The following is a 21,188-nucleotide window of genomic DNA, read 5'->3' on the forward strand; positions in this document are numbered from 1 at the left end:
GAAACAAGCCCTCGCTCAACTCGCCCTAGCCTACCCCGACCGAATCAACCCCTACCTCTAACCCACACGAGCACAACTACTTACACAAAAATCTTGACAAGCTCGGCCTGCACCATCGCCGGCGCGGGAACCGTGGCATCACAGTCGTCACCACGATCACACTGACACTCGAACAACTCGCCGGACAGCAGCGCGAACACGGCATCCGACCGACGCGCGCCGTCACGCCGCGGATCACCGTCGCACACACTGCTAGCGAGGGCATCGACCCGGGCAACGGCGATGCGCACATTCTCCGCAGTCATCGACGCGTGCAGGACCGCCATGCCATCAGTTGTGTTCTCGGCCCATACCTTGCGGGCCTCGTTCGCCGCTTTACGGCGTTCACGCACGGCGGTGGGGTCGTGGCGGAACACGATCCGATCACACACATCGCGCAGACGTTGCAGCGACCAGCTCCCTTGCCGCCGCAACGCCTCCGCCAACTCACTATCGACGAGTGGTGCGTAGTCCTGTCCGCCGACCAGACCCGTACGCGCGACGATCGTGCGGACGTGCCCGCCGGCGATCACCCCATCGTGCAAGCACTGCGCCACCGCAGGCAGCGTGTTGAACAGATGCATCGCATAACCCAACTCGGTTTCCACCGAGCCCTGGCTGCGACCCACCATCATCGCGATCTCATTCGCTGCCCGCGCGTGTGCGTCATACACACGCTGATCGGAGTCCATATACGGCGCGACCAGTCGTTCGTACACCTCCGACATCGCCCGCAACCGGTGCCAGTCCATCAACGCACTAGCACGCCGCGCCGCCACCACGACCGCACCCAACCCGGCGGCATCCACGTCATCCAACGACTCAGGCAGTCCCAATACGGAGAGATCCGGCTCTGCATCAACAGACATCGGAACCCCCTCCCGGTGGATGAGCGCGACTCGAACCATCTATCGAATACATGTTCGAGTCTACCGAGAAAAACCCATCCCCACAAGGGGAAACAACACCGAATCACGAACAAGCCCAAGATCATTCACGCGAATGACACCGGGAACCGCACACCCGCCAGCTCAGTCGGGCATCGCGTGCCGCGGCCGCCGGACCGGCGCAGGTGCAGGCGCTGGCGTAGGTGCAGGTGCAGGCGCGGCCGACCGGACCGGCGCGGGTCGATCCACATCTCGCACTCCCGGCGTCGGTTTCGACCTGCCCGACCACGCGAGCCCCACAGCGACGACCGTCGTCAGCGGCACCGACATCGCGATGGCGATACCACCGACGAACGATCTCGCGAGCTCGACGGCAATCACATCGGTGGTCATCAGATCGGTGAACGACTGTCCGGCAACGGAGAACAGCAGCAGCGTCGGCAACGCGCTACCTGCGTAGGCGAACACCAGGGTGTACACGGTACTCGCGATGTGGTCGCGTCCCACTCGCATCGCGGCGGCGAATGTGGCTCTCGCACTGGATTCTCCGGCTCCGACGAGCTCGAACACGGCCGACGCCTGGGTGATTGTGACGTCGTTGAGCACACCGAGCGCGCCGATGATGAAACCGGCCAGGAGGATCCCGTCCGCCGAGATGGTCGCGGAGTACACCTGCAGACTCGTCGTCTGTTCGGCGGCAAGTCCGGTGATCTTCATCGTGCGAACCGCAGCCCACGACAACACCACCGCGAGCGCAAGGGACGAGAGCGTGCCGACCAGGGCCGCACTGGTGCGCAGACTCACACCGTGGGCCAGATAGATCACCACGAACAAGATCGCCGCCGCCGACACGATCGCCACGGCGACCGGCGAATGACCGTCGAGAATCGACGGCAGGGTGAAGCCCAGCAGGATCACGAAGGCCAGGACGAGCCCGACCACCGAGCGCAATCCCCGCCATCCGGCCACCAGCACCACCGCCGCGACGAACAGCACCGCCCACACGATCATGCTGGTTCCGCGCGAGAAGTCGTAGAACGCATACCGTCTCGCACCGGACGGATCGGAGAATTCGGTCAACCGGATGTGATCGCCCACCGACAGTGTCGGCTGACCCGCCTGCGGTCGCGCCTTCTGCTCTGGGGTCAGTTGCTGCGACGCCGTGCTGGCCTGCGAAGACGCGCGATTGGTCGGCACCTCGATGAGCGTGTTGGCGCCCTTGTCGCGCCCGGAGGTCAGTGCAACGGTGTTCTGCAGACACGGCCCCTGCGGATCGGCGAGCACCGAGGCGTCACCGCTGAACACCACACCCGACTGCGGGTTCATACATGCCGAATAGGACTGCGCGACAACGGTTCCAGTGACCGTGGTGGTCGCCCCGCCGCCCGAGGACTGGAACTGGATCGGGATCGCATGCGTCCGATACGACGGCCAGAGCATCACCACGCCGATCACCACCGCCACCGCGGTCGCGGCGAGCAGACCGACCACGACCCTCGCCGCGACGGGCGACATCCGCGCCGTGACCGACCGCAGATCATGCGAGTGGCCGTGCGGATGCGAATGTCCGGATTTCACGAAAGCCCACTGTAGTGGGCGAATCCGACCCGCGGGGCTGCGTGAACTGTCACCATGGACACGTGCCCGACGCAATGGCGGCAATGCAACACGACGCGGATCGGCTCTTCGAGGCCGGGTCGTACCGGAGTGCGCTCGCAGAGTTCAGCGTTCTGCGGGAGCGTCGTGCGCGGCATGAGGGTCCCTACTCACGGATGTACCTGGCGAATCTGCACGACGCCCTGCGCTGCATGGGCCACCTCGAACTCTGGGCCGACTCGCTCCCGCTCGGCCGCGAACTGTACGGCAAGTATCTGCGCACGCGCGGCCCCGCCCGGCCCGACACCGTCGACGCGGCCAAACGCTACGCATGGGCGCTGGTATGCGCCGACTCACTCGACCCTGCGGTCGCCATCTACCTCACGACCGCGGATGCGCTGTGGCCGAGCACCGCGTCCGACGGGTCGGCGAACGACTCGCCCGACCAGTTGCCGGAGGCCACCCGACTCCTCGGTGCCGCGGTCGTCCACCACCACAACGGACACCATGACGTTCTCGATCTCGCCGCGGCGAGCACCTCTGCGCTGTCCCATGTCGAGGAACTCCGCCGAGTCGCCGACACGCTGCCCGTCGACGCGGTGGTCGGCATCGACGGCGCCGTGCTCGAGCCACATCACACGCACTGACATCACGGTTCTCACCCAGGCCCCCGGGCACCCAGGAGCCCCAGTCACCAGTGTGGGCCGGCCACCATCACGGCAGCCGGCCCACAGTCGGAAATTCGGTTGAACACCTCGGACCCAGCGATGCCGGGTTCGGCGTCGGTCAGACGGTAGCGCGCTTCTTCGGCAGGCGGAACAGGTTGATGACGCTGACCACGATCAGCAGGATCGCACCGACCCAGAGGAAGGTCGCGACGGCGAGCGTGGGCAGGGTCAGCATCACGATGCCGGCCAGGATCGAGATGACGGCGCTGAGCACCACGAACCACTTGGGGGTCAGCGCCGAGAGTGCGTCGAGCTCGAACAGCGACTGGATGCCGTCGAAGATCCACGAGACACCGATGAAGATGCCCAGGATCCACAGCGAGCTACCCGGGTGGAACAGGGCGATGATGCCCAGGAGCAGGATCGCGAAGCCCAGCAGCGCGTAGAGCACCCGGAACCCGCCGGGAACCGACGGTGCGGCGAACGCGATGTAGAGCCGGAAGAGACCGGTGATGATGAGAGCGATGCCGAAGAGCACCGCGACCACGACCAGGGTTCCCCTGGGCCACACCAGGGCGATGATTCCGATGATGATGCCCACGACCGACGTGAAGATCATCGCCGAGCGGACCGAATTCACGAGCTCGTCAGGTAGCGAGGCAAGTTTCGAAGGCTCTGTCATAGAGAAAGCCAACCACACCAGACCTGGGAGAACACGGATCTCGATCGAACTTGTCGTAAACACTCGTGACGTGATAGATACAAGTTGTGTCTATCACGACGAACCAGCGCGAATCCGCCGCCGAACGCGTCTATCGATCAGTCAAAGCCGACATATTGACCGGAACGCTCTCCGGCGGGCAGTTGCTGAGTGAGGGCGAGATCGCGACCGCTCTCGGCGTGTCGCGCACCCCCGTGCGTGAGGGTTTCCTGCGGCTGGAGACCGAAGGATGGCTCAAGCTCTATCCGAAGCGCGGAGCGCTGGTATCCGCGCCGGATATGCACGAGGCCGTGCACGTGTGCCAATCGCGCTACTTCGTGGAGACCGGCTGCATCCGCGCCATCACCGCCCCGACATCCGATGTCCGCCGACGAGCCGACGTGGTCGCCGAACTGCGGGCGTCCTTGGCACGCCAGCGCGACCTGGTGACCGCCGGCGATCTCGCCGGGTTCGCCGCCGAGGACACCCACTTCCATCGCACCTTCGTCGATGCCGCCGACAACCCGATCCTGTCGGCCTTCTACGAGACGCTGCGCGAACGCCAGCAACGGATGGTGGCCACCTCGATCGGTCGCCCCGGTTCCGACGTCCCGGCGATCATCGACTGCCACAGCGCACTGACCGAACACCTCGAGGCCGGTGACGCCGACGGCTTCGCCACCACCTTGGCCAACCATCTGATGACCGTGCACCGCATCGACCTGCCCGGAGTGACCGTGCCCGGAGTGAGTCAGTGACCTCCACCGCCACCGAGCCCACAGTGACCCGCACACATCGTCGGGTGTGGATCCCGGCCGCCTTCGCGATGTTCGCGATCGCCTGGGGCGGAAACGAATTCACACCCCTGCTGGTGATGTACAAGAATTCGCACGGCTATTCGGGTCCGGTGGTCGACATCTTGTTGTTCGCCTACGTGCTGGGTATCGTGCCGGCGCTGCTGCTCGGCGGACCGCTCTCGGATCGTTGGGGCCGCGCGACGGTGATGCGTCCGGCGCCTGTCCTCGCCGCCATCGGATCGATCATCCTGGCCTGCGGCGCCGACTCGGTGCCACTGCTGTTCATGGGCCGCGTGTTCTCCGGTATCGCACTGGGTTTGGCGATGGCGGTGGGTTCGAGCTGGGTCAAGGAACTGTCGAGTCCGCCGTTCGAGACCACCTCGTCGGCGACCGTCGGAGCCGGACGCGCGGCGATGTCACTGACCGCCGGCTTCGGTATCGGCGCCGGCGTGGCGGGGGTGCTCGCACAGTGGGCCCCGCTGCCGGATTCGCTGAGCTACTACATCAACGCGGCGCTGTGCCTGGCCGCGGCAATCTGGCTGCGCGGCGCGCCGGAAACGGTGTACCTCTCGCGGGCCAACCGCGGCCGCCTGATCGACGACCTCAAGGTTCCCTCCGCCGCGCACCGACGCTTCCTGTTCGTGGTACTTCCGTTGGCGCCGTGGGTCTTCGGCGCGGCCGCGAGCGCCTACGCGGTGATGCCGACGCTGATGTCACCGCACATCGGACATGCCAAGATCGCCTACTCGGCGCTGGTCACCGTGGTGACACTGGGCGCCGGATTCGCGATCCAGCGACTCGGCTCCAGAATCGACCGGCCCGGCGGGGCGCGCGGTGCGGTGGTGGGCCTGAGCATGATGACAGTGGGTATGGCGATGGCATTCGTGGCCTCCACCGTCCTCAACCCCTGGCTGACCGTCGTCACCGGGGCGGTACTCGGAATGGGCTACGGCATATGCCTGTTCGCCGGTCTGGCCGAGGTCCAGCGCATCGCCGGCGACCGGGATCTCGCAGGTCTGACGGCGGTGTTCTACTCGCTGACCTATCTCGGTTTCGCGGTCCCCGCGGTGATGGCCTATCTGCACCAGTACATCCCCGATGTCAGCTATCCGGTGATGTTCGCCTTCGGCGCATGCGCCTCGGCCGCCTGCCTGGTCGTCATCGCGACCAACTTCAGCAGGCATCTCGACTGAGCCGGACCTCAGCCCGCCTGCGCCGTCCCGGTCGAGTCGCCCCCGTCAGAACCCGAGCCCGAGTCAGATACCTCGGTGGCGGCGTCGACCTCGGTGGTCAACGCGCCGGTGGGCATCTCACCGTCCCACTCGTGGTCGTGCATGAACCCCTCGGCCAGACCCACGTGGTACTTCGCCGACTGCGACAGGATCGACACCAGCGCCAGCGGGAGTGCCAGCATGGGCATCGGATCGTGGCGATTGGAGATCACCTCGTCGGTGTGCCAGTAGTCCCGCATGAACCGCCAGATCGAATACCCCTCCGGCCGAGCGGACTTCCGCCAGCCGTAGATGAGCATTCCCGGACCGACCATGTTGCGCACACCCAGATCCGGTTCGACCAGCCCCTCGGACGTGCCGGTGAACGCGCGGTCGACGTGGTTGTGCGGCTCGAACATCAGGATGCCGCTGGTGGACCGCGGATTACATTCGATCGTGTACAGGCCGCGATCGGCGTTGTCGATGAAGTCCAAGCCGACCTGACCGGTGTAGTTGACCTCGCGGACGAAGTCGCGGACCCAGTTCAGGATGCCCTCATGCTCGACCTGCGTGAACGAGACACATGAATGGCCGTCGATCGCGTACTCGACCGGATAGGTGGCGTGTGCGAGCACCTCCCCGGACTGGCAGACCGAATAGGTGCAGTAGTTGTCGCCTTTGAGCCACTCCTGCGCCAGCCACGGATTGTCCGGATCGAACTCGATGTCGTCGAACGAATCGCCCGGGTACATCTTGTGCACCTTCTGCGAACCGCGCGAGTAGACCTGCTTGAGTGCGAACGGCGTGGTGAAGTCGAGTTTCTCGGCATCGGCACGATCCCGCACCAACGAGTACTTCAGCGCGGGAATATTCCGCTCGGACAACAACTCCTGATACTCGTACTTGTTGTGCAGCCGGTTCTCGGTCTCGAAGTCCGACAGGAACAGCCGACACGATGCGGGGAAGAGGTCGCGATGCATCGAGATGATGTCGGTTTCCTCGTGGATCGGGATCAGCAGATCAATGTCGTTGTCGCGGACGATCTCCGCGAGGCGCTGCGCGTATTCGCCGGGCGAGAACTTCGGTGGCGGGACACGGAAGAACTTCTCGGTGGAGTTGGAAAAGCGCGACAGACCAAAGGGAATCGAGTCGGCGACCATCACCGTGTGACCGCCCGCCGCCATCAATCGGCACAGCTCCAGCGTGAGGAACGACCTCGCGAAGGTGATGAGGACCCGGAGCTTGCGCTCGCTTGACATGTAACCCCCGGAAGTGATCGTGAGACGGCACCGCCGGACCGGCGGCGTGCATGGGATTGCCCGGACTTGGCTCATGATAGCTTGGACCGCTGGACAAACCGTTCGCGTCCGTCCGCCTACGGTTCATCACGTGCGGAGGTGACCTGAGTGTTCTTCCTCGGCGTCTTCTTCGCCGCGACCGCCGCCGTTGCATACGGCGTCTCCACCGTTCTCCGCGCCCTCGGCGCCCGACGTGCCGCCGTGGCAGCGCGGTCGGAGAGCGGCGACAAGCGCAATCCGATGGGTGGCCCCACGGTCGGATCCACCGTCTCGACCCTCACCGACCCGGCATTCCTCGCGGGCACGATCACGGTGATGATCGGCTTCCTCGGCGGTGCCTTCGCCGCCCGGTACCTGCCGTTGTTCCTGTCGCAGACCATCGTCTCGGGCAACCTCGTGGTGACCGCTCTGCTCGGCACCCGGATACTCGGGATCCGCCTGCACACGCGTGACTGGTTGGCGATCTCGGTGGTCATCATCTCGCTGTGCATGCTCGGGCTCTCCTCCTCGCATCATCCCGGCGGAGGCGAGAACAACCTGTTCCACTGGGGGCTGCTGTTCGCCACGATCGCCATCTCGGCGGCCGCACTGGCCTGTGTGTTCCTGCTGGGCCGCAGCGGCGCCATCGCCGGTGGCGCCTCGGCGGGCCTGCTGTACGGGATCGTGGCGATCGCGGCGCGCGTGATGCGCGGCATCGACCCGTTCGACCCGGTGGCGCTGTTGACCGATCCGGCCGTCTGGTCGCTGGCGATCGCCGGGGCCGTCGCGTTCTGGGTGCAGACCATCGCGCTGCAACTCGGCGCGGTCAACGGCGTGACCGCGGTGCTGGTGGTCGGCGAGGTGGCCGGTCCCGGCATCGTCGGCGTGGTGTTCCTGAGCGATTCCGCACGCCCGGGATATGAGTGGCTGGCGATCGTCGGCTTCATCGGCGCGGTGATCGGCGCGATGCTGGTCGCCTGGTACGGCTCACACGAGGCCGACCACTTCGGTGAGAAGCCCCAGCCCGACGGCGGCTGGCGACGCGGCGCCCGCAACAACCCGGCGAATCAGCAGTTCGACGCCGACGCACACACCCACGAATCCAGCGGTTCTCAGCCGGCATCCGAACACGAACGCTGAGCCCGGCGCCGACTGAGCAACCGGTCGACGTAGGCCACCGATCCGACCACCACCGCGGCCAGTCCCCATCCGAGCAGCACGTCGAAGACGTAATGCTCACCGGTGTAGACCAGCGTGAACGCCATCGCCAGCGCGTACCCGACGAACAACGTCCGACCCAGCGCCTTGACGCGGGGCCACATGAACAGCGCGAGCATCATGGTCAGCCCGGCATGCAGTGACGGGATGGCGGCGACCAGATTCGACTTGGCCTGACCCACCTGCAACATCGACTCGGCCGAACGCAGGTGCAGCACCTGCCAGCCGCGTCCGGAGATCCGTTCGACCAGCGGCGAGGATCCCGGTTGCGCGTGGTCGGCAACACCGAGCAGCCCGCCGTCGGCCCGGGGTCCGGGACCGTAGATGCACGCCGGGTCGCGCGGATGGTCGGCGACCTCGACCGCGGCACATTTGGCCGCGGCCCACGGCGGCGCACCCGGTACGAGCGTGTAGCCCACAAGGGCGAGAAACGACATCGCCACAAAGCACACGGCGTAGCGCGCCCACACCCGGCGGTTGCGCAGCCACAGGACACCGGCCACCACATAGGGCACCACGAAGAACGAGATGTAGATCGTGGACGTCCCGATCTCCCACCACGGCGGCGAGACCTGTTTGAGTTCACCCTGCAGCCACACCGTGGGCACCTGACCGAACAGTCCGCGGTCGAAGTCGGGTGCGAGCGTCCAGTGCGTCGGCATCCCCATCCACTCGGCGACACCGCGCGTCATGTCGTAGAGATAGAGGATCGCCGCGAACGGCAACCAGTCCACGAACACCGTCCAGAACTTGCGACGACCGATACTCGCGACCAGCAGTCCGCTGCACATGTAGATCAGCAGAGTGGTGCGGTCGTAGGCGATTCCGTTGTGCCACAGGCTCAGACATACGCAGACCAGCCACAGCGCAACGGCCGTGCGGCGGACCACGGCGAGATTGCGCCAGGTCAGGCCGGATTCGACGGTACGGGGCAGGTATCGCCACCGGCGCGACCCCTCGACCTCGGACGCCGCACCGACGCCGAGCTCGGAAGTCGCGACGCCATCGACCTCGGAGATGCTCACGCCGCCAACCTTTCGTCACCGCCGTGCCGCCTCGCGGTCGACCATCGTTTACCGATTGGCCTCACACTAGTTGCCCATGCTCAAAACTGCCCGGGAACGCTCACAGTCCTCCCGTCAGCGGCGCGGCTGCGTATAGTGACCCACATCACTATTCCGCGGGTTCGCGAACCGTTCTGGAGGCTCACGTGCCGAACCGATTTCTCCGCTACGGAGAGCAGAAGTACCCGATCACCCGAGAGGCCGAGGCGCGGCTGGACCGCGCCCTCGACTCGGTCTATGCCACCGGCGGTTCGGGTCACCAGTGGCTGAGCCTCTACGCCGACTCGGCCACGCCCTGCCGCCTGTTGATCGCCACCGGGGTACCGATCTCGATCGAGACCGAGTTCGCCCCAGACGATTTCTGAACGGGATGATTTCTGAACGCAATCGGTTGTCGAACCGGCCTGATCGCGCAGCGCGAACAGCCACACGCGCATTCCCGCACCCACGACGCCTACCATCGAGGTGAGAGCCGTGCCGATGTCCGGCTCCATACGGGGAGGACGTCAGCGATGAGTGTGGTGATCGACACAGTGGCCGGGAAGGCAACGAAGTTCTTCCCCGTCAAACCTGCCGACCACCTCCCCCAGGGCCGCATGATCGACCTGCCCGGGCGTGGTGGTTCCACCTACGTGACCGACAGCGCCGCCACCGGCGACTCCGACCCCGACGCCCCGGCGATCATCCTGCTCCACTCGGTGATGACCACCGGCCTCATGTGCTGGTATGCCACCATCCCCGATCTGCGCGAGCACTTCCGCGTGATCACCCTCGACCAACGCTTCCACGGACGCGGGATCACCTCGGGGAGTTTCACCCTCGACGACTGCGCCGACGACACGGTCGCGGTGGCCGACGCGCTGGGTGTCGACACGTTCATCGCGGGCGGCTTCTCACTCGGCGGCGGCACCGCACAGGTGACCTGGCAGCGCCACCCCGACCGTGTCGACGGTCTGGTCCTCGCCTCAACCGGACCCTACTTCTCGGGTTCGCGCGCCGTACGTGCCGACCGCGTGACACGGGCCGTGCGCGCGGTCACCGGTCGCGCCCTGTCTCACATCCCGCCGATCAAGCAGAGCAAGCTCGCCGACACCGACATCTCCACCGGCGCATGGCTGTTCCGCCAGTTCCGCGCGACACGTTTCGACCGTCTCGCCGACATCTCCGACGGTATGGCCGATTTCGACTCGCGCGACTGGCTCGGCGAGATCGACGTGCCGACGTCGGTGGTGGTGAGCACCCACGATCACACGGTCTCACCGAAGCGTCAGCAGATCCTGGTGGACTCGATCCCGCAGGCACATCGGTTCGACGTACCCGCCGGCCATGCCTGCTGCGTCCTCGAACCCGACCTGTTCGCACCTGAATTCACCCGCGCCGCAAGCGATGTCGCCGAGCGCGTGAAGTCGGGTCCGGCGCAGTCCCGTCCCGCCTGACAGGCCAGGAGCCACCGCGGCTCAGACCTCGTCGCACGCCTCGAGGAGCGTCTTGATCCCGCGCTCGAATCCGCGGGCCAGTTCGGCCGGGTCGGGGATCTGCTCGGCACAACCGATGATCCCCACGTTGAGATTGCCACCGGTGGAGAACACCGTGATGTTCAGACCTGCGCCGTGGAACACCGGACCGAAAGGGAACAGCGCGGTGATCCGTGCGCCGAGGAAATACAGCGGCGCGTCGGGGCCGTGCACATTCGACATCACCAGGTTGTAGATCACGGGGTGATGGTCGGCGAAATGCGTTGCGGTGTAGATCTTGGAGATCATGTGCGCAGTGGTTGCCGGGGAGAGCTGGGCCCAGCCGCGCAACAGATTCGGGTCGACCGTGGCGTGATGGTCTTTGGCGGTGGTCGCCGACTGCGCCATCGCATACATGCGGGCCACCGGATCGGCGACGTCGGTGGGCAGCGACACGAACATGCCGGTCACCAGGTTGCTGCCGAGTTCGTCGACGCTGCAGCCGCCGTCCGGGACATCGCCGGTGATCGACACCGGCACCATCCCCACCAGCGGCCGGTCGGGCAGCGCGTCACGGTCGACGAGCAGCTCACGCACCGCACCCGCACCGGTGGCCAGCACCACGTCGTTGATCGTGACACCGAAATGCGACTTGATCCGGCGCACATCGTCGAGTGAGACCTGGGTGAAGGCGACGGCGCGGTGTCCGGTGATCGTCGAATTGAACGGGGTACGCGGCGCGGTGAGCGGGGCGGGCATCGCCGCCGACCGGATCGCCCGTTCGAGCCACCGCAGCGAGATCGCCGCGGTCCGCGACGTCATCTGCGCCAATGTGAGCGGCCGTCGCAGCATGCCCACCGCACCACCGAGAACCATCGATGTCCACGCCGGTCCGCCGACCGACGCGGCGACAAGTCGCTCGTCGAGTTCGGGGGGTTCGGGGGTCAGTCCGCACAACTGTGCGATGAGCTCGGCACCGCCGTTGCCGTCGGTGCCCGCATGATGGGTCCGCAGGATCACCGCAAGACGCGACTCCGCGCGGCCTTCCACGATCCACATATCCCAGAGCGGACGGCTGCGGTCCAGCGGGATCTCCGCCAGGTGGGCGCACAACTCGGCGAGTTCGGGGTCGGCACCGGGTGCCGGCAGCGCTGCCCTGTGGACGTGATCTGCGACGTCGAAGTCGGTGTCCTCGATCCAGACGGGATGACCGAGGTTGACGATCGAGTCGTCGAGCTTGCGCCGGAATCGCGGCATCGCCGCAGCTCGTCGCCCGATTTCGGCGCGCATCGACTCGAAGTCGTACCCGCCGGGGATCGTGATGGGGTCGATCTCGATGATCGCCATCACGTTCATCGGCTGCTCAGGCGATTCCAGATACAGGAATGACGCATCCAGACCACTCAGACGCTCCACCGTCGCCTCACCTCTTCCTCGGCAGGTGCACCGATGACCCACACCGGTGCCCTACGTCCACTGTGCGCCGGGAATCGCTCGCGTGCACAGCTTCTTCTGCTCTCGCTGATGTGACGTCAACGATCGACAGTCGGATTTTGCTCCCGAATCACCCAACTAGTGTGTCCGCATGCGCATCGGAGCACATGTACGTGACGACCTCGACCCACTCGGCGCGGCCGAACAACTCGGCGTCGACCTGGTCCAGCTGTTCATCACCGACCCTCAGGGCTGGAAGAAGCCCCAACCCCACCCGCAGGCCCAGCAGCTGCGCGAGTCGACCATCGACGTGGTGGTGCACTCGTCGTACACGATCAACGTCGCGAGCCTCAACAACCGCATCCGGGTGCCCTCCCGCAAGGCGGTCGACCAGCAGGCCGCCGGCGCGGCCGAACTCGGCGCGATCGGACTGGTGGTCCACGGTGGGCACGTGCGCGCCGGCGAGGATGCCGAGGAGGGTTTTGCCAACTGGCACAAGCTCTTCGAGCGTCAGGCCGACAGCGGTGGCTTCGCGGTGCCGATCCTCGTCGAGAACACCGCGGGCGGCGAACGCGCCATGGCACGTCATCTCGACGCGATCGCGCGGCTGTGGGATGCCGTCGGCGACTTCCCCGAGGCCGGGTTCTGCCTGGACACCTGTCATGCCTGGGCCGCCGGCCTGGATCTGTCCGACGTGGTGGACAAGGTCCGTGCGATCACCGGCCGCATCGACCTGGTCCACCTGAACAACTCACGTGACGAATTCGGCTCCGCGCGTGACCGGCATGCGAGTCTGGCCGAGGGCACCATCGACTCCGCAGTGCTCGTCGAGGTCGCCCGCGCCGCCCGAGCCCCGGTGATCCTCGAGACGCCCGCCGAGACCGTCCGAGCGGACCTGCAGCTGCTCGCCGACGCGACGTCGTAACAGGAAACCGTCGATGACCTGCAGCGATGTACTCGCCGCCCACAGTTGTCAAACTCCGCCGATGCGGAGTATATTGGTGGTTACTGGCGAGTAACTTAGGGTTCCGCCGCGGTGGAGGCCGTCGCTCGCATCAGTCTTTCTTTCCAGAGACGACCCTCAGATAGGACAGCCGCAAATGGGGCATTACAAGAGCAACGTGCGCGATCTGCAGTTCAACCTGTTCGAACTGCTCAAACTCGAAGAGGTCCTCGCCTCGGGTGAGTTCGGCGATCTCGATCGCGAGACCGCAGAGGACATGATCCGTGAGGTGAAGAACCTCGCCGAGGGCGTGATCGCCGAGTCGTTCGCCGAGGGCGATCGCAACCCGCCGGTCTTCGACCCCGAGACCCATTCGGTCACCCTGCCCGAGGGCTTCAAGAAGTCCTACAACGCCTTCATCGAGGCCGGCTGGGACAAGGTCGGTGTCGACGAGAAGCTCGGCGGCATGCCCGCCCCGCGGTCGCTCTACTGGGCGATCAGCGAGATGATCCTCGGCGCCAACCCCGCCCTGTTCATGTACGCCGCGGGCGCAGGCTTCTCCAACATCTTCTACGACAACGGCACCGACGAGCAGAAGAAGTGGGCTGCCATCTGCGCCGAGCGCGGCTGGGGCGCCACCATGGTGCTGACCGAGCCCGACGCCGGATCCGACGTGGGCGCCGGTCGCACCAAGGCTGTCGAGCAGCCTGACGGCTCGTGGCACATCGACGGTGTGAAGCGCTTCATCACCTCGGCCGATCAGGACATGACCGAGAACATCTTCCACCTCGTGCTCGCCCGCCCCGAGGGTGCCGGACCGGGCACCAAGGGTCTGTCGCTGTTCTTCGTGCCGAAGTTCCACTTCGACCACGAGACCGGCGAACTCGGTGAGCGCAACGGTGTGTTCGTCACCAACGTCGAGCACAAGATGGGCCTGAAGGTCTCGGCCACCTGTGAGGTCACCTTCGGTCAGCACGGTGTGCCCGCCAAGGGCTGGCTGGTCGGCGAGGTCCACAAGGGCATCGCGCAGATGTTCGACGTCATCGAGCACGCTCGAATGATGGTGGGCACCAAGGCCATCTCGACGCTGTCGACCGGTTACCTGAACGCACTCGACTACGCCAAGGAGCGTGTCCAGGGTGCCGACATGACCCAGATGACCGACAAGACCGCACCGCGCGTGACGATCACCCACCACCCGGATGTGCGTCGCGCCCTGCTCACCCAGAAGGCCTACGCCGAGGGTCTGCGTGCGGTGTACCTCTACACCGCCTCGCATCAGGATCCGGCTGCGGCCAAGATCGTCTCCGGTGCCGACGCCGAGCTGGCCCACAAGGTCAACGACCTGCTGCTGCCGATCGTCAAGGGTGTCGGCTCCGAGCGCGCGTACTCCACGCTCACCGAGTCGCTGCAGACCTACGGTGGTTCCGGCTTCCTGCAGGACTACCCGGTGGAGCAGTACATCCGCGACTCGAAGATCGACTCGCTCTACGAGGGCACCACGGCCATCCAGGCGCAGGACTTCTTCTTCCGCAAGATCATCCGCGACAAGGGCCAGGCGCTGGCGCACGTCGCCGGACAGATCCAGTCGTTCATCGACTCCGAGGCCGGCAACGGTCGCCTGAAGACCGAGCGTGAGCTGCTCAAGACCGCTCTCGCCGACGTCCAGGGCATGGCCGCCACCCTCACCGGATACCTGATGGGCGCGCAGGAAGATGCGACCCAGCTCTACAAGATCGGTACCGGTTCGGTGCGGTTCCTGCTCTCGGTGGGCGACCTGCTCATTGGCTGGCTGCTGCTGCGCCAGGCCGAGATCGCCATCGCCGCACTCGACGGCGGAGCGACCGGCGACGACAAGTCGTTCTACGAGGGCAAGGTGGCCGTGGCCACGTTCTTCGCCAAGAACATGCTGCCCCAGCTGACCGCCACCCGCGGCATCCTCGAGAACATCGACAACGAGATCATGGAGCTCGACGAAGCGGCGTTCTGATCCGCTGAGTTCGGTTGATCCACGCGAAATGCCCCGGAACCTCTGAGGTTGCGGGGCATTTCCCGTTCGCGGTCGATCTCTATTCCGATGACATCACTTCGGTGGCATCCGGATACCGCCGTCGACCCGCACCACCTCGGCGTTCATATACGAGTTGGTGACGAGTTCGAGCACCATCGACGCCAGCTCGTCCGGCTCACCCAGTCGCTTCGGGAACAGCACCGACTCACCGAGTTTCGCCTTGAACGCCTCCGACGCCTCACCCTCGCCGTAGATCGGGGTGTCGATGAGGCCCGGCGCGACGGTGTTGACGCGGATGCCCACAGCCGACAGGTCGCGCGCGACCGGCAGGGTCATCCCGACGACGCCGCCCTTGGAGGACGAGTAGGCCGCCTGCCCGATCTGCCCGTCGAATGCGGCGACGCTGGCCATCGACACGATCGCGCCGCGCTCCTCGGTGGGCGTGGGGTCGAGTCGGCTCATCGCGGTCGCCGCGATGCGGATGGCGTCGAAGGTGCCGATCAGGTTGATCGCGATGACCTTCTTGTAGGCGTCGAGGTTGTGCGCCGAGGCGTATTCGCCGTCCTTGCCGATGGTGCGCTGCGCCCAGCCGATACCCGCCGAGTTCACCAGCACACGCAGCGGCCCGAGGTCGGCGGCGGTGTTCACCGCATCCTCGATCTGATCGGTGTTGGTGACGTCGACCGCCACGAACTTTCCGCCGATCTCGTTCGCGAGTTCAGTTCCCTTGTCGGCGTTGAGGTCTGCGACGACCACCGTGGCGCCCTTCGCCGCGAGTTGGCGGGCCACGGCCGCGCCGATACCCGACGCACCACCTGTCACGATTGCACTTGCTCCGTTGATGTCCACGTCACAAGCCTAGGACGAATTCACCGCATCTCGGGTCGGGATCTGCGATTCGTGGGGTCGCACCGGACATCCCGACGGGAAGGTGCCCAACTCCTCGACGCGGTAACCGCCTGGGTAGGACCGGATGTTGGGATCATCGGCGACCAGACGCGGACTCTTCCGCGGCGGCAGCATCCGCACGACCAGGGCGCGCAGCCGCAACCCGTTACCTGCGAGGAACCGTTCGGCGGCCGACGGGCGACGGTACTCGAATGCGTCGAGCAGCCGATCGTCCATCAGCGCGAGCGCCACCCGCCGAACGATCGCCGCAGGCAAGAGCCGGAACGGCATGAACGTCGCGAGCAGATCCAGTGTGGAATCGGCGACCTTCCTGGCACGCTCGTCATAGGCGAAATGGGCGACCTCGTAGTCGTCGAGCAGTGTCTCGAACTCCTCATAGGTCTCGGGAATGTCCCTGATCCCCATGTGCTTGCCGAGTTCGCGATAGTAGTTGGTCGCGGCGTCGATCTCGCTGCGGCTGAGCTCTCGCCACCCGTACTGCGCCAACCACCGCACCGGGCACACGACGAATGTGGCCAGCACATAACGGAAGTCGTCGTTGCTGATGTCATAACTGCGGTGCATGCCGTTCATCCGGCGGATCGCCGCACGTCCGCCCGCAGCCCCGAATCCGGCGCACAGCACCTCCTCCAGAATGAGCCCGGTGTCGTCGTAGCGCTTCTGCACCCGCTCGGTGAACTCCCCCGTCTCGTACAGCAGGATCCCGATACTCGGCACCGCGAACGTGCGGAACAGCGCGAAACTCAGCGCCTGCTGAATATCCCAGGGGAATTCGTAGTGGGCGTCGAGCCGGGTGATCTCGGTGAAATCGACGTGCGGATCGAGTTGTTCGATTCGCTCCTGCCAGGGGCTCCTGCGCATGCCGCTCCTCACGCCGCATCTGGGTTAACCGTGATTCACATCACAGTATCGTCGGCGTGAGGAGCGGTCAACGCTGTGTCAGCCCTCCCGGGTCAGCCCAGCCGGGTACCGGCGATCTCGGCCCCGCGAACCAACGTCTCGAGCTTGGCCCAGGCGATCTGCGGATGAATGCGGCCACCGAGGCCGCAGTCGGTGGAGGCGACCACGTTCTCCGGTCCGACCAGTCGCGCGAAACGTTCGATGCGATCGGCGACCAGCTCGGGATGTTCGACGACGTTCGTCGCATGGCTCACCACACCCGGCGCGATCTTCTTACCCTCGGGCAGCGTGGTGTGCTCCCACACCCGCCACTCATGCTCGTGGCGGGCGTTGGCCCCCTCGAACGAGTAGGTGCCGGCGTTGATGTCGAGCATCGTGTCGACGAGGTACTTGAACTCGAGATCTGTGGTGTGCGGGCCGTGCCAGCTGCCCCAGCAGAGGTGGAAGCGGATCTGCTCGGTGGGGAATCCGCGCAACGCGTGGTTGAGCGCGTCGACCCGGATGCGGGTGAAGGCCAGGTAGTCCTCGACGCTCGGCTCGGGATTGATCTGGTCGAAGTTCTCGGCGATCGACGGGTCGTCGATCTGCAGGATCAGACCGGCGTCGATGATCGCCTGGTACTCCTCGCGCATCGCATCCGCACACGCCCACACGAATTCTTCGTCGGTCGCGTAGTAAGTGTTGCCGATCCGCGAGGCCGAACCGGGTGACAGCGAGGTGATGAATCCGGTCTCCTGCCCCGACTTATCAAGGGCAGCCCGGAAATTGGCGATGTCGGCAGCGATGGCGTCGTGACCGGTGTAGGTGACCGGGCCGGTGGCCGTGGGGAACAGCACGCCGCGCTTGCCGACCGAGATACCACTCTCGGGGTCGGAGTAGGCATCGGCGAAGATCGTCCAGTCCCGGCGATCGGGGAAGGTGGTGAGCTGAACGTGACCGGGAGTCGAACGCTTGGGCTTGTCGGCGTCGGGTCCGCCATCGGTGAGTTCGAGGCCGCCGAGTCGATTGAACGAGTACGACCACCACGCGCCGTAATCGACCTTGCTCGACATCGACTTCCCGTATTCGCCGTCGCCGGGGATCGTGATGCCCAGATCGACCTGACGCTTCACGAGTGCGGCGACTTCCTCGGCGAGCAGGGCCTCGAAGTCGGTGTCGGAGTGGAGAGTCAGCCCGTCGGCGGCCTGCGCGCGAGCTTTGTTGGCCTCGGTGAGGCGCTCCGTACGGGGCAGGCTGCCTGCCTGCGAGGTGGCAATGGATGTCATCGGTGGTGCACAACCTTCGTATTCGTCAGTCCACTGGTTGCCGCCCGTGAACGTACGCACATCCGCGGTGAGCCCGACCGGTGTGCCGCACGCCGCGCCTCGAGGCGACGAACCGCCGGACACGGCGTGTCCGGCACAGCGGCAGGTGATCGGACTCGTCGTCGCCGCACGCCGGATGTTGGGTGCGCGCCGACTCACCGTTGCGGGACAGTCCCGGATTCCCACCGGGTTCCCCACTCGGCATCGGATACCGATGCCTCGACGTTCGACCACGCCTGCGGGGCTCCACCTCGGCGTCGAACGAACCGACTGCGCGTCCAGGCTATCGGATGAGCTCACGATGCCTGCACGCCCAGTCGGTTCGGTTACCCAGTCGGTTCGGTCAGCCAGTCGGTTCGCTTAACCCTTGACTGCCTCGGCGATGGTGGGCACCAGCACCCGCACGTTCTCCTGCACACCCAGCGGTGAGGGGTAGGCCAGCGAATAGGCGCGGCTGGCGTCGAGTTCGCGATAGTGACCGGTCTTGACCGCGTTCAGCGCCTTGAACGGGGCCGACGATTCCACCGCGCTGCGGTTGTTGGCCTGATCGGGTCGCGCGGCGTAGGCGAGCAACACGATGTCGGCGTCGAGCTTGCCGATGTTCTCCAGCGCGATGCCCTGCTGCGCATCCTTGGCGGTCACATCCGACAGGTTGGGATTGTCCTTGAAACCCAGGCCGTGGAAGAACTTCTCAGCATTGGAACCCGGGTAGTTCTGAATCGAGATCAGCGAGGGTGAGTGCACCACCGCGAAGGTGACGGTCTTGCCGGTGAACTCGGAATTCTCGTTACGTGCGTTCGTGATCGCGTCGTCGGTCTTGGCGATCACCTGCTCTGCCTTGGACTTGCGATCCATCGCCGCGCCGACCACGCGGGTCTTGTCCTCCCAGGTGGTGGACTGGTCGCCATCGGCCGTCGGATAGGTGATCACCGGCGAGATCTTGTCGAGGTTGCCGTAGTCGTCGGACATGTTCCACCAGAAGGTGCCGACGATGGCGTTGGGCGCAAGTGAGGCGACCTTCTCCAGCGGCACCCCGTCGGTGGTGTCGATCTTGGTGTCGATCGAACCGCCGAGATCACTTGCGGCCTTGGCGAGTTCGGGTGCGATGCCATTGGGCATCCGGGACTGCAGTTCGGTGGCGGTGGGCACGATGCCCAGCGAGAGCAGGATGTCGGTGTCGACCGCGGTGAGCGACACGATCTTCTTCGGCTCCGACTCCAGCTTGGTGGTGCCGAATGCGTTGCACTGGCTCAAGGGGTAGCCGTTGACGTCGGTGGCCAGTTTCACCGTGCACTGCCCCGGCGCCACCGACGATGCCGAGGCGTCGTCGCTGTTGTCGGACGAGCTGCAGGCAGCGAGCGTGATCGCCGCGACCAGTCCCATCGCGACACCTCCCGCACGTAACGTCGGGCTCTTCTTCACGAACTCTCCTCTCGTTGCCGGGCGTCTGCAGACATGACCCGATCGGTGAATGCGATGGTGTCCGGTTGGGAGACAACCGGGATACGTGAATGGTCGGCGTCCGGGTACAGGCGGTAATCGACGTGTACTCCCGACCGGCGGACCTGCTCGGCGAAGACAGCGGTCAGCGGTGCCGGTGCGACGATGTCCAGTCCGCCCTGGGCAATCTGTACGGGCACGCGGTAGCCCGATGTCGGCAGATCGACGTATTTCCTGAGTCGCTGCTGCACCGCAGGTGCGTCGAGTGCACGGGAGACCAGCGATCCGACGCTGACCCCCTGCAGCTGCCCGACCAGATCGTCGAAGCAGCCGGATTCGGCGCGCGCCAAGAACTTCCGGCCCGTCGGTGACAGATAGTCCTCGGGATCGAAGGTCGGATCGGACTGGCGCAGTCCGCTGAGCGTGTAGAGGACATAGGAGGCCAGATTCGGCTCGGCGACCGGCAGTCCTGGTCGTACCGCGGCGAATTCGGCGTCGAGGTTGGTGGGCAGACCCGCACCGGCAACCCCCCGCAAGTCCAGGTCGGGGGCGTGTTCGGCGGCGACGGCAGCTGCCCCAACGGCGCCGTGTGCACCCTCGGAGAGTCCGGTTGCCACATACCGATTCGACAGCTCCGATCCCGATCCGTCGCGCGAAAGATCACTGCGTGCCGCGCGCACCGCATCGGCGATGCTTGTCCCGGCCACCGAATAGTCCAGGTAGGTCTGCAGGTGACGGGGTCCGACCTCCGGATAATCCGGGTAAACCAGTGCGTAGCCGCGGGTCAGCCAGTTGCGCGCGTAGTCGGCAGCGCGTTGTGCACGGGGGGTGGTGAAATCGGCGCATTCGGCGCGCAGACCCGCGGTGCCGTGCAGGAACACCACCACCGGCCAGCCACCCTTCGGCGTGGCGCCCTGCGGAAGATAGACCGCCGCATGCGAACTCGCCCTCTCGCCCTGTGGACCAGGTGTGGCGTAACGGATCTCGCGAGCCTGCGACGCGGCCGGTGGCCATGCCGAGCGCGCGAGTTCAGTGGAGCCCAGAACGGTCCCGGCCCAAGTCTTCTCCGGTGCTGCCGAGGTGTCCGCGCCGGCACGGGCACCCAGCCCGGCCGCAAGGATCACAGCGCACACCGAACTCACCACCGCACGTCCGAACACACGTCCGTTCACAGACATCGGCACCTCTCGGCAGTGAGATCGGCGGGTCGCAAGTAAAGCCAGGCTAACCTCAATACCGTTCAGTTAAGGGGTCTGGATGCGTAGACGGCTGGTTTCGTTGGTTGCGGCCAGGCGGCGTGGTGAGCCCGTTTGACGTGCCATTTCACGTACTTGCG

The 21,188-nt window shown here is 65.7% G+C and carries 19 protein-coding genes and 1 riboswitch; of the genes, 8 read left to right on the top strand and 11 right to left on the bottom strand.

Going from position 1 to position 21,188, the window contains the following annotated elements; genetic code table 11:
• Positions 1-80: 80 nt before the first annotated feature.
• Both IEW22_RS18025 and IEW22_RS18030 read right to left on the bottom strand, forming a co-directional pair.
• Complete coding sequence (locus tag IEW22_RS18025; RefSeq protein WP_188588527.1) at positions 81-908, bottom strand: DUF222 domain-containing protein; 828 nt, start codon at positions 906-908, stop codon at positions 81-83.
• Positions 909-1,070: 162 nt separating this feature from the next.
• Positions 1,071-2,504 (bottom strand): YibE/F family protein, encoded by a 1,434-nt coding sequence (locus IEW22_RS18030; RefSeq protein WP_373284246.1) that lies wholly within the window; start codon positions 2,502-2,504, stop codon positions 1,071-1,073.
• Positions 2,505-2,566: 62 nt separating this feature from the next.
• Between IEW22_RS18030 and IEW22_RS18035 the strand changes: the two genes are divergently transcribed.
• Entirely contained in the window at positions 2,567-3,169 is a 603-nt protein-coding gene (locus IEW22_RS18035; protein WP_188588528.1) for a hypothetical protein, read from the top strand.
• Between the two features lie 139 nt (positions 3,170-3,308).
• On the opposite strand, the gene IEW22_RS18040 is transcribed toward IEW22_RS18035, so the two are convergent.
• Positions 3,309-3,872 carry an HdeD family acid-resistance protein gene (locus tag IEW22_RS18040; protein ID WP_188588530.1) on the bottom strand — a complete coding sequence of 188 codons (564 nt, stop codon included), beginning with the start codon at positions 3,870-3,872 and terminating at the stop codon, positions 3,309-3,311.
• An 86-nt stretch (positions 3,873-3,958) separates the two neighbouring features.
• Here IEW22_RS18040 and IEW22_RS18045 point away from each other — a divergent pair, with 86 nt between their 5' ends.
• Both IEW22_RS18045 and IEW22_RS18050 read left to right on the top strand, forming a co-directional pair.
• Positions 3,959-4,648, top strand: coding sequence for a GntR family transcriptional regulator (locus tag IEW22_RS18045; RefSeq protein ID WP_229742875.1), 690 nt, complete (start codon positions 3,959-3,961; stop codon positions 4,646-4,648).
• Positions 4,645-5,880 (top strand): MFS transporter, encoded by a 1,236-nt coding sequence (locus IEW22_RS18050; protein ID WP_373284248.1) that lies wholly within the window; start codon positions 4,645-4,647, stop codon positions 5,878-5,880. Before IEW22_RS18045 ends, IEW22_RS18050 begins: the two co-directional genes overlap by 4 nt.
• A gap of 8 nt (positions 5,881-5,888) precedes the next feature.
• On the opposite strand, the gene IEW22_RS18055 is transcribed toward IEW22_RS18050, so the two are convergent.
• Positions 5,889-7,157 (bottom strand): ATP-grasp domain-containing protein, encoded by a 1,269-nt coding sequence (locus IEW22_RS18055; RefSeq protein WP_188588532.1) that lies wholly within the window; start codon positions 7,155-7,157, stop codon positions 5,889-5,891.
• Between the two features lie 147 nt (positions 7,158-7,304).
• On the opposite strand from IEW22_RS18055, the gene IEW22_RS18060 reads away from it, so the two are divergent.
• Positions 7,305-8,315: an EamA/RhaT family transporter gene (locus IEW22_RS18060; protein ID WP_188588534.1), complete on the top strand. Its 1,011-nt coding sequence runs from the start codon at positions 7,305-7,307 to the stop codon at positions 8,313-8,315.
• Here IEW22_RS18060 and IEW22_RS18065 read toward each other — a convergent pair.
• Complete coding sequence (locus IEW22_RS18065; RefSeq protein WP_229742877.1) at positions 8,288-9,328, bottom strand: phosphatase PAP2 family protein; 1,041 nt, start codon at positions 9,326-9,328, stop codon at positions 8,288-8,290. The genes IEW22_RS18060 and IEW22_RS18065 overlap by 28 nt on opposite strands.
• Before the next feature lie 275 nt (positions 9,329-9,603).
• On the opposite strand from IEW22_RS18065, the gene IEW22_RS18070 reads away from it, so the two are divergent.
• Both IEW22_RS18070 and IEW22_RS18075 read left to right on the top strand, forming a co-directional pair.
• Positions 9,604-9,822, top strand: coding sequence for a hypothetical protein (locus IEW22_RS18070; protein ID WP_188588538.1), 219 nt, complete (start codon positions 9,604-9,606; stop codon positions 9,820-9,822).
• A 147-nt stretch (positions 9,823-9,969) separates the two neighbouring features.
• Positions 9,970-10,893 carry an alpha/beta fold hydrolase gene (locus IEW22_RS18075; protein ID WP_188588540.1) on the top strand — a complete coding sequence of 308 codons (924 nt, stop codon included), beginning with the start codon at positions 9,970-9,972 and terminating at the stop codon, positions 10,891-10,893.
• 21 nt (positions 10,894-10,914) lie between these two features.
• Here the strand turns inward: IEW22_RS18075 and IEW22_RS18080 are convergent, their stop codons facing one another.
• The gene (locus IEW22_RS18080) at positions 10,915-12,327 is read right to left on the bottom strand and encodes a WS/DGAT/MGAT family O-acyltransferase (RefSeq protein WP_188588542.1); all 1,413 of its coding nucleotides are present in this window, start codon (positions 12,325-12,327) and stop codon (positions 10,915-10,917) included.
• Between the two features lie 169 nt (positions 12,328-12,496).
• Between IEW22_RS18080 and IEW22_RS18085 the strand changes: the two genes are divergently transcribed.
• The gene (locus IEW22_RS18085; protein ID WP_188588543.1) at positions 12,497-13,270 is read left to right on the top strand and encodes a deoxyribonuclease IV; all 774 of its coding nucleotides are present in this window, start codon (positions 12,497-12,499) and stop codon (positions 13,268-13,270) included.
• A 175-nt stretch (positions 13,271-13,445) separates the two neighbouring features.
• Positions 13,446-15,278: an acyl-CoA dehydrogenase gene (locus tag IEW22_RS18090; RefSeq protein WP_188588545.1), complete on the top strand. Its 1,833-nt coding sequence runs from the start codon at positions 13,446-13,448 to the stop codon at positions 15,276-15,278.
• Positions 15,279-15,371: 93 nt separating this feature from the next.
• Here IEW22_RS18090 and IEW22_RS18095 read toward each other — a convergent pair whose 3' ends face one another.
• The 5 genes from IEW22_RS18095 to IEW22_RS18115 all read right to left on the bottom strand — a co-directional run bounded on the left by IEW22_RS18095 (position 15,372) and on the right by IEW22_RS18115 (position 21,030).
• A complete protein-coding gene (locus tag IEW22_RS18095) occupies positions 15,372-16,148 on the bottom strand; it encodes an SDR family NAD(P)-dependent oxidoreductase (protein ID WP_188588548.1) in 777 nt (258 codons plus the stop codon).
• A 9-nt stretch (positions 16,149-16,157) separates the two neighbouring features.
• Entirely contained in the window at positions 16,158-17,069 is a 912-nt protein-coding gene (locus IEW22_RS18100; RefSeq protein ID WP_188588551.1) for an oxygenase MpaB family protein, read from the bottom strand.
• A 92-nt stretch (positions 17,070-17,161) separates the two neighbouring features.
• Positions 17,162-18,373: a cobalamin-independent methionine synthase II family protein gene (locus tag IEW22_RS18105; protein ID WP_188588553.1), complete on the bottom strand. Its 1,212-nt coding sequence runs from the start codon at positions 18,371-18,373 to the stop codon at positions 17,162-17,164.
• A gap of 123 nt (positions 18,374-18,496) precedes the next feature.
• Positions 18,497-18,643, bottom strand: a riboswitch (cobalamin riboswitch).
• 129 nt (positions 18,644-18,772) lie between these two features.
• Positions 18,773-19,834 (bottom strand): ABC transporter substrate-binding protein, encoded by a 1,062-nt coding sequence (locus IEW22_RS18110; protein WP_188588555.1) that lies wholly within the window; start codon positions 19,832-19,834, stop codon positions 18,773-18,775.
• On the bottom strand, positions 19,831-21,030 hold the full coding sequence (locus tag IEW22_RS18115; RefSeq protein ID WP_188588557.1) for a lipase family protein: 1,200 nt from the start codon (positions 21,028-21,030) through the stop codon (positions 19,831-19,833). Before IEW22_RS18115 ends, IEW22_RS18110 begins: the two co-directional genes overlap by 4 nt.
• Positions 21,031-21,188: the final 158 nt, after the last annotated feature.

It is taken from the genome of Gordonia jinhuaensis (assembly GCF_014639795.1).
Taxonomy (GTDB): Bacteria; Actinomycetota; Actinomycetes; order Mycobacteriales; family Mycobacteriaceae; genus Gordonia_B; species Gordonia_B jinhuaensis.

Coding starts and splice junctions, on each gene's coding strand:
- IEW22_RS18025 (WP_188588527.1), bottom strand. CDS start 908: ATGTCTGTTGATGCAGAGCCGGATCTCTCCGTATTGGGACTGCCTGAG.
- IEW22_RS18040 (WP_188588530.1), bottom strand. CDS start 3,872: ATGACAGAGCCTTCGAAACTTGCCTCGCTACCTGACGAGCTCGTGAAT.
- IEW22_RS18055 (WP_188588532.1), bottom strand. CDS start 7,157: ATGTCAAGCGAGCGCAAGCTCCGGGTCCTCATCACCTTCGCGAGGTCG.
- IEW22_RS18075 (WP_188588540.1), top strand. CDS start 9,970: ATGAGTGTGGTGATCGACACAGTGGCCGGGAAGGCAACGAAGTTCTTC.
- IEW22_RS18085 (WP_188588543.1), top strand. CDS start 12,497: ATGCGCATCGGAGCACATGTACGTGACGACCTCGACCCACTCGGCGCG.
- IEW22_RS18090 (WP_188588545.1), top strand. CDS start 13,446: ATGGGGCATTACAAGAGCAACGTGCGCGATCTGCAGTTCAACCTGTTC.
- IEW22_RS18100 (WP_188588551.1), bottom strand. CDS start 17,069: ATGCGCAGGAGCCCCTGGCAGGAGCGAATCGAACAACTCGATCCGCAC.
- IEW22_RS18105 (WP_188588553.1), bottom strand. CDS start 18,373: ATGACATCCATTGCCACCTCGCAGGCAGGCAGCCTGCCCCGTACGGAG.
- IEW22_RS18115 (WP_188588557.1), bottom strand. CDS start 21,030: ATGTCTGTGAACGGACGTGTGTTCGGACGTGCGGTGGTGAGTTCGGTG.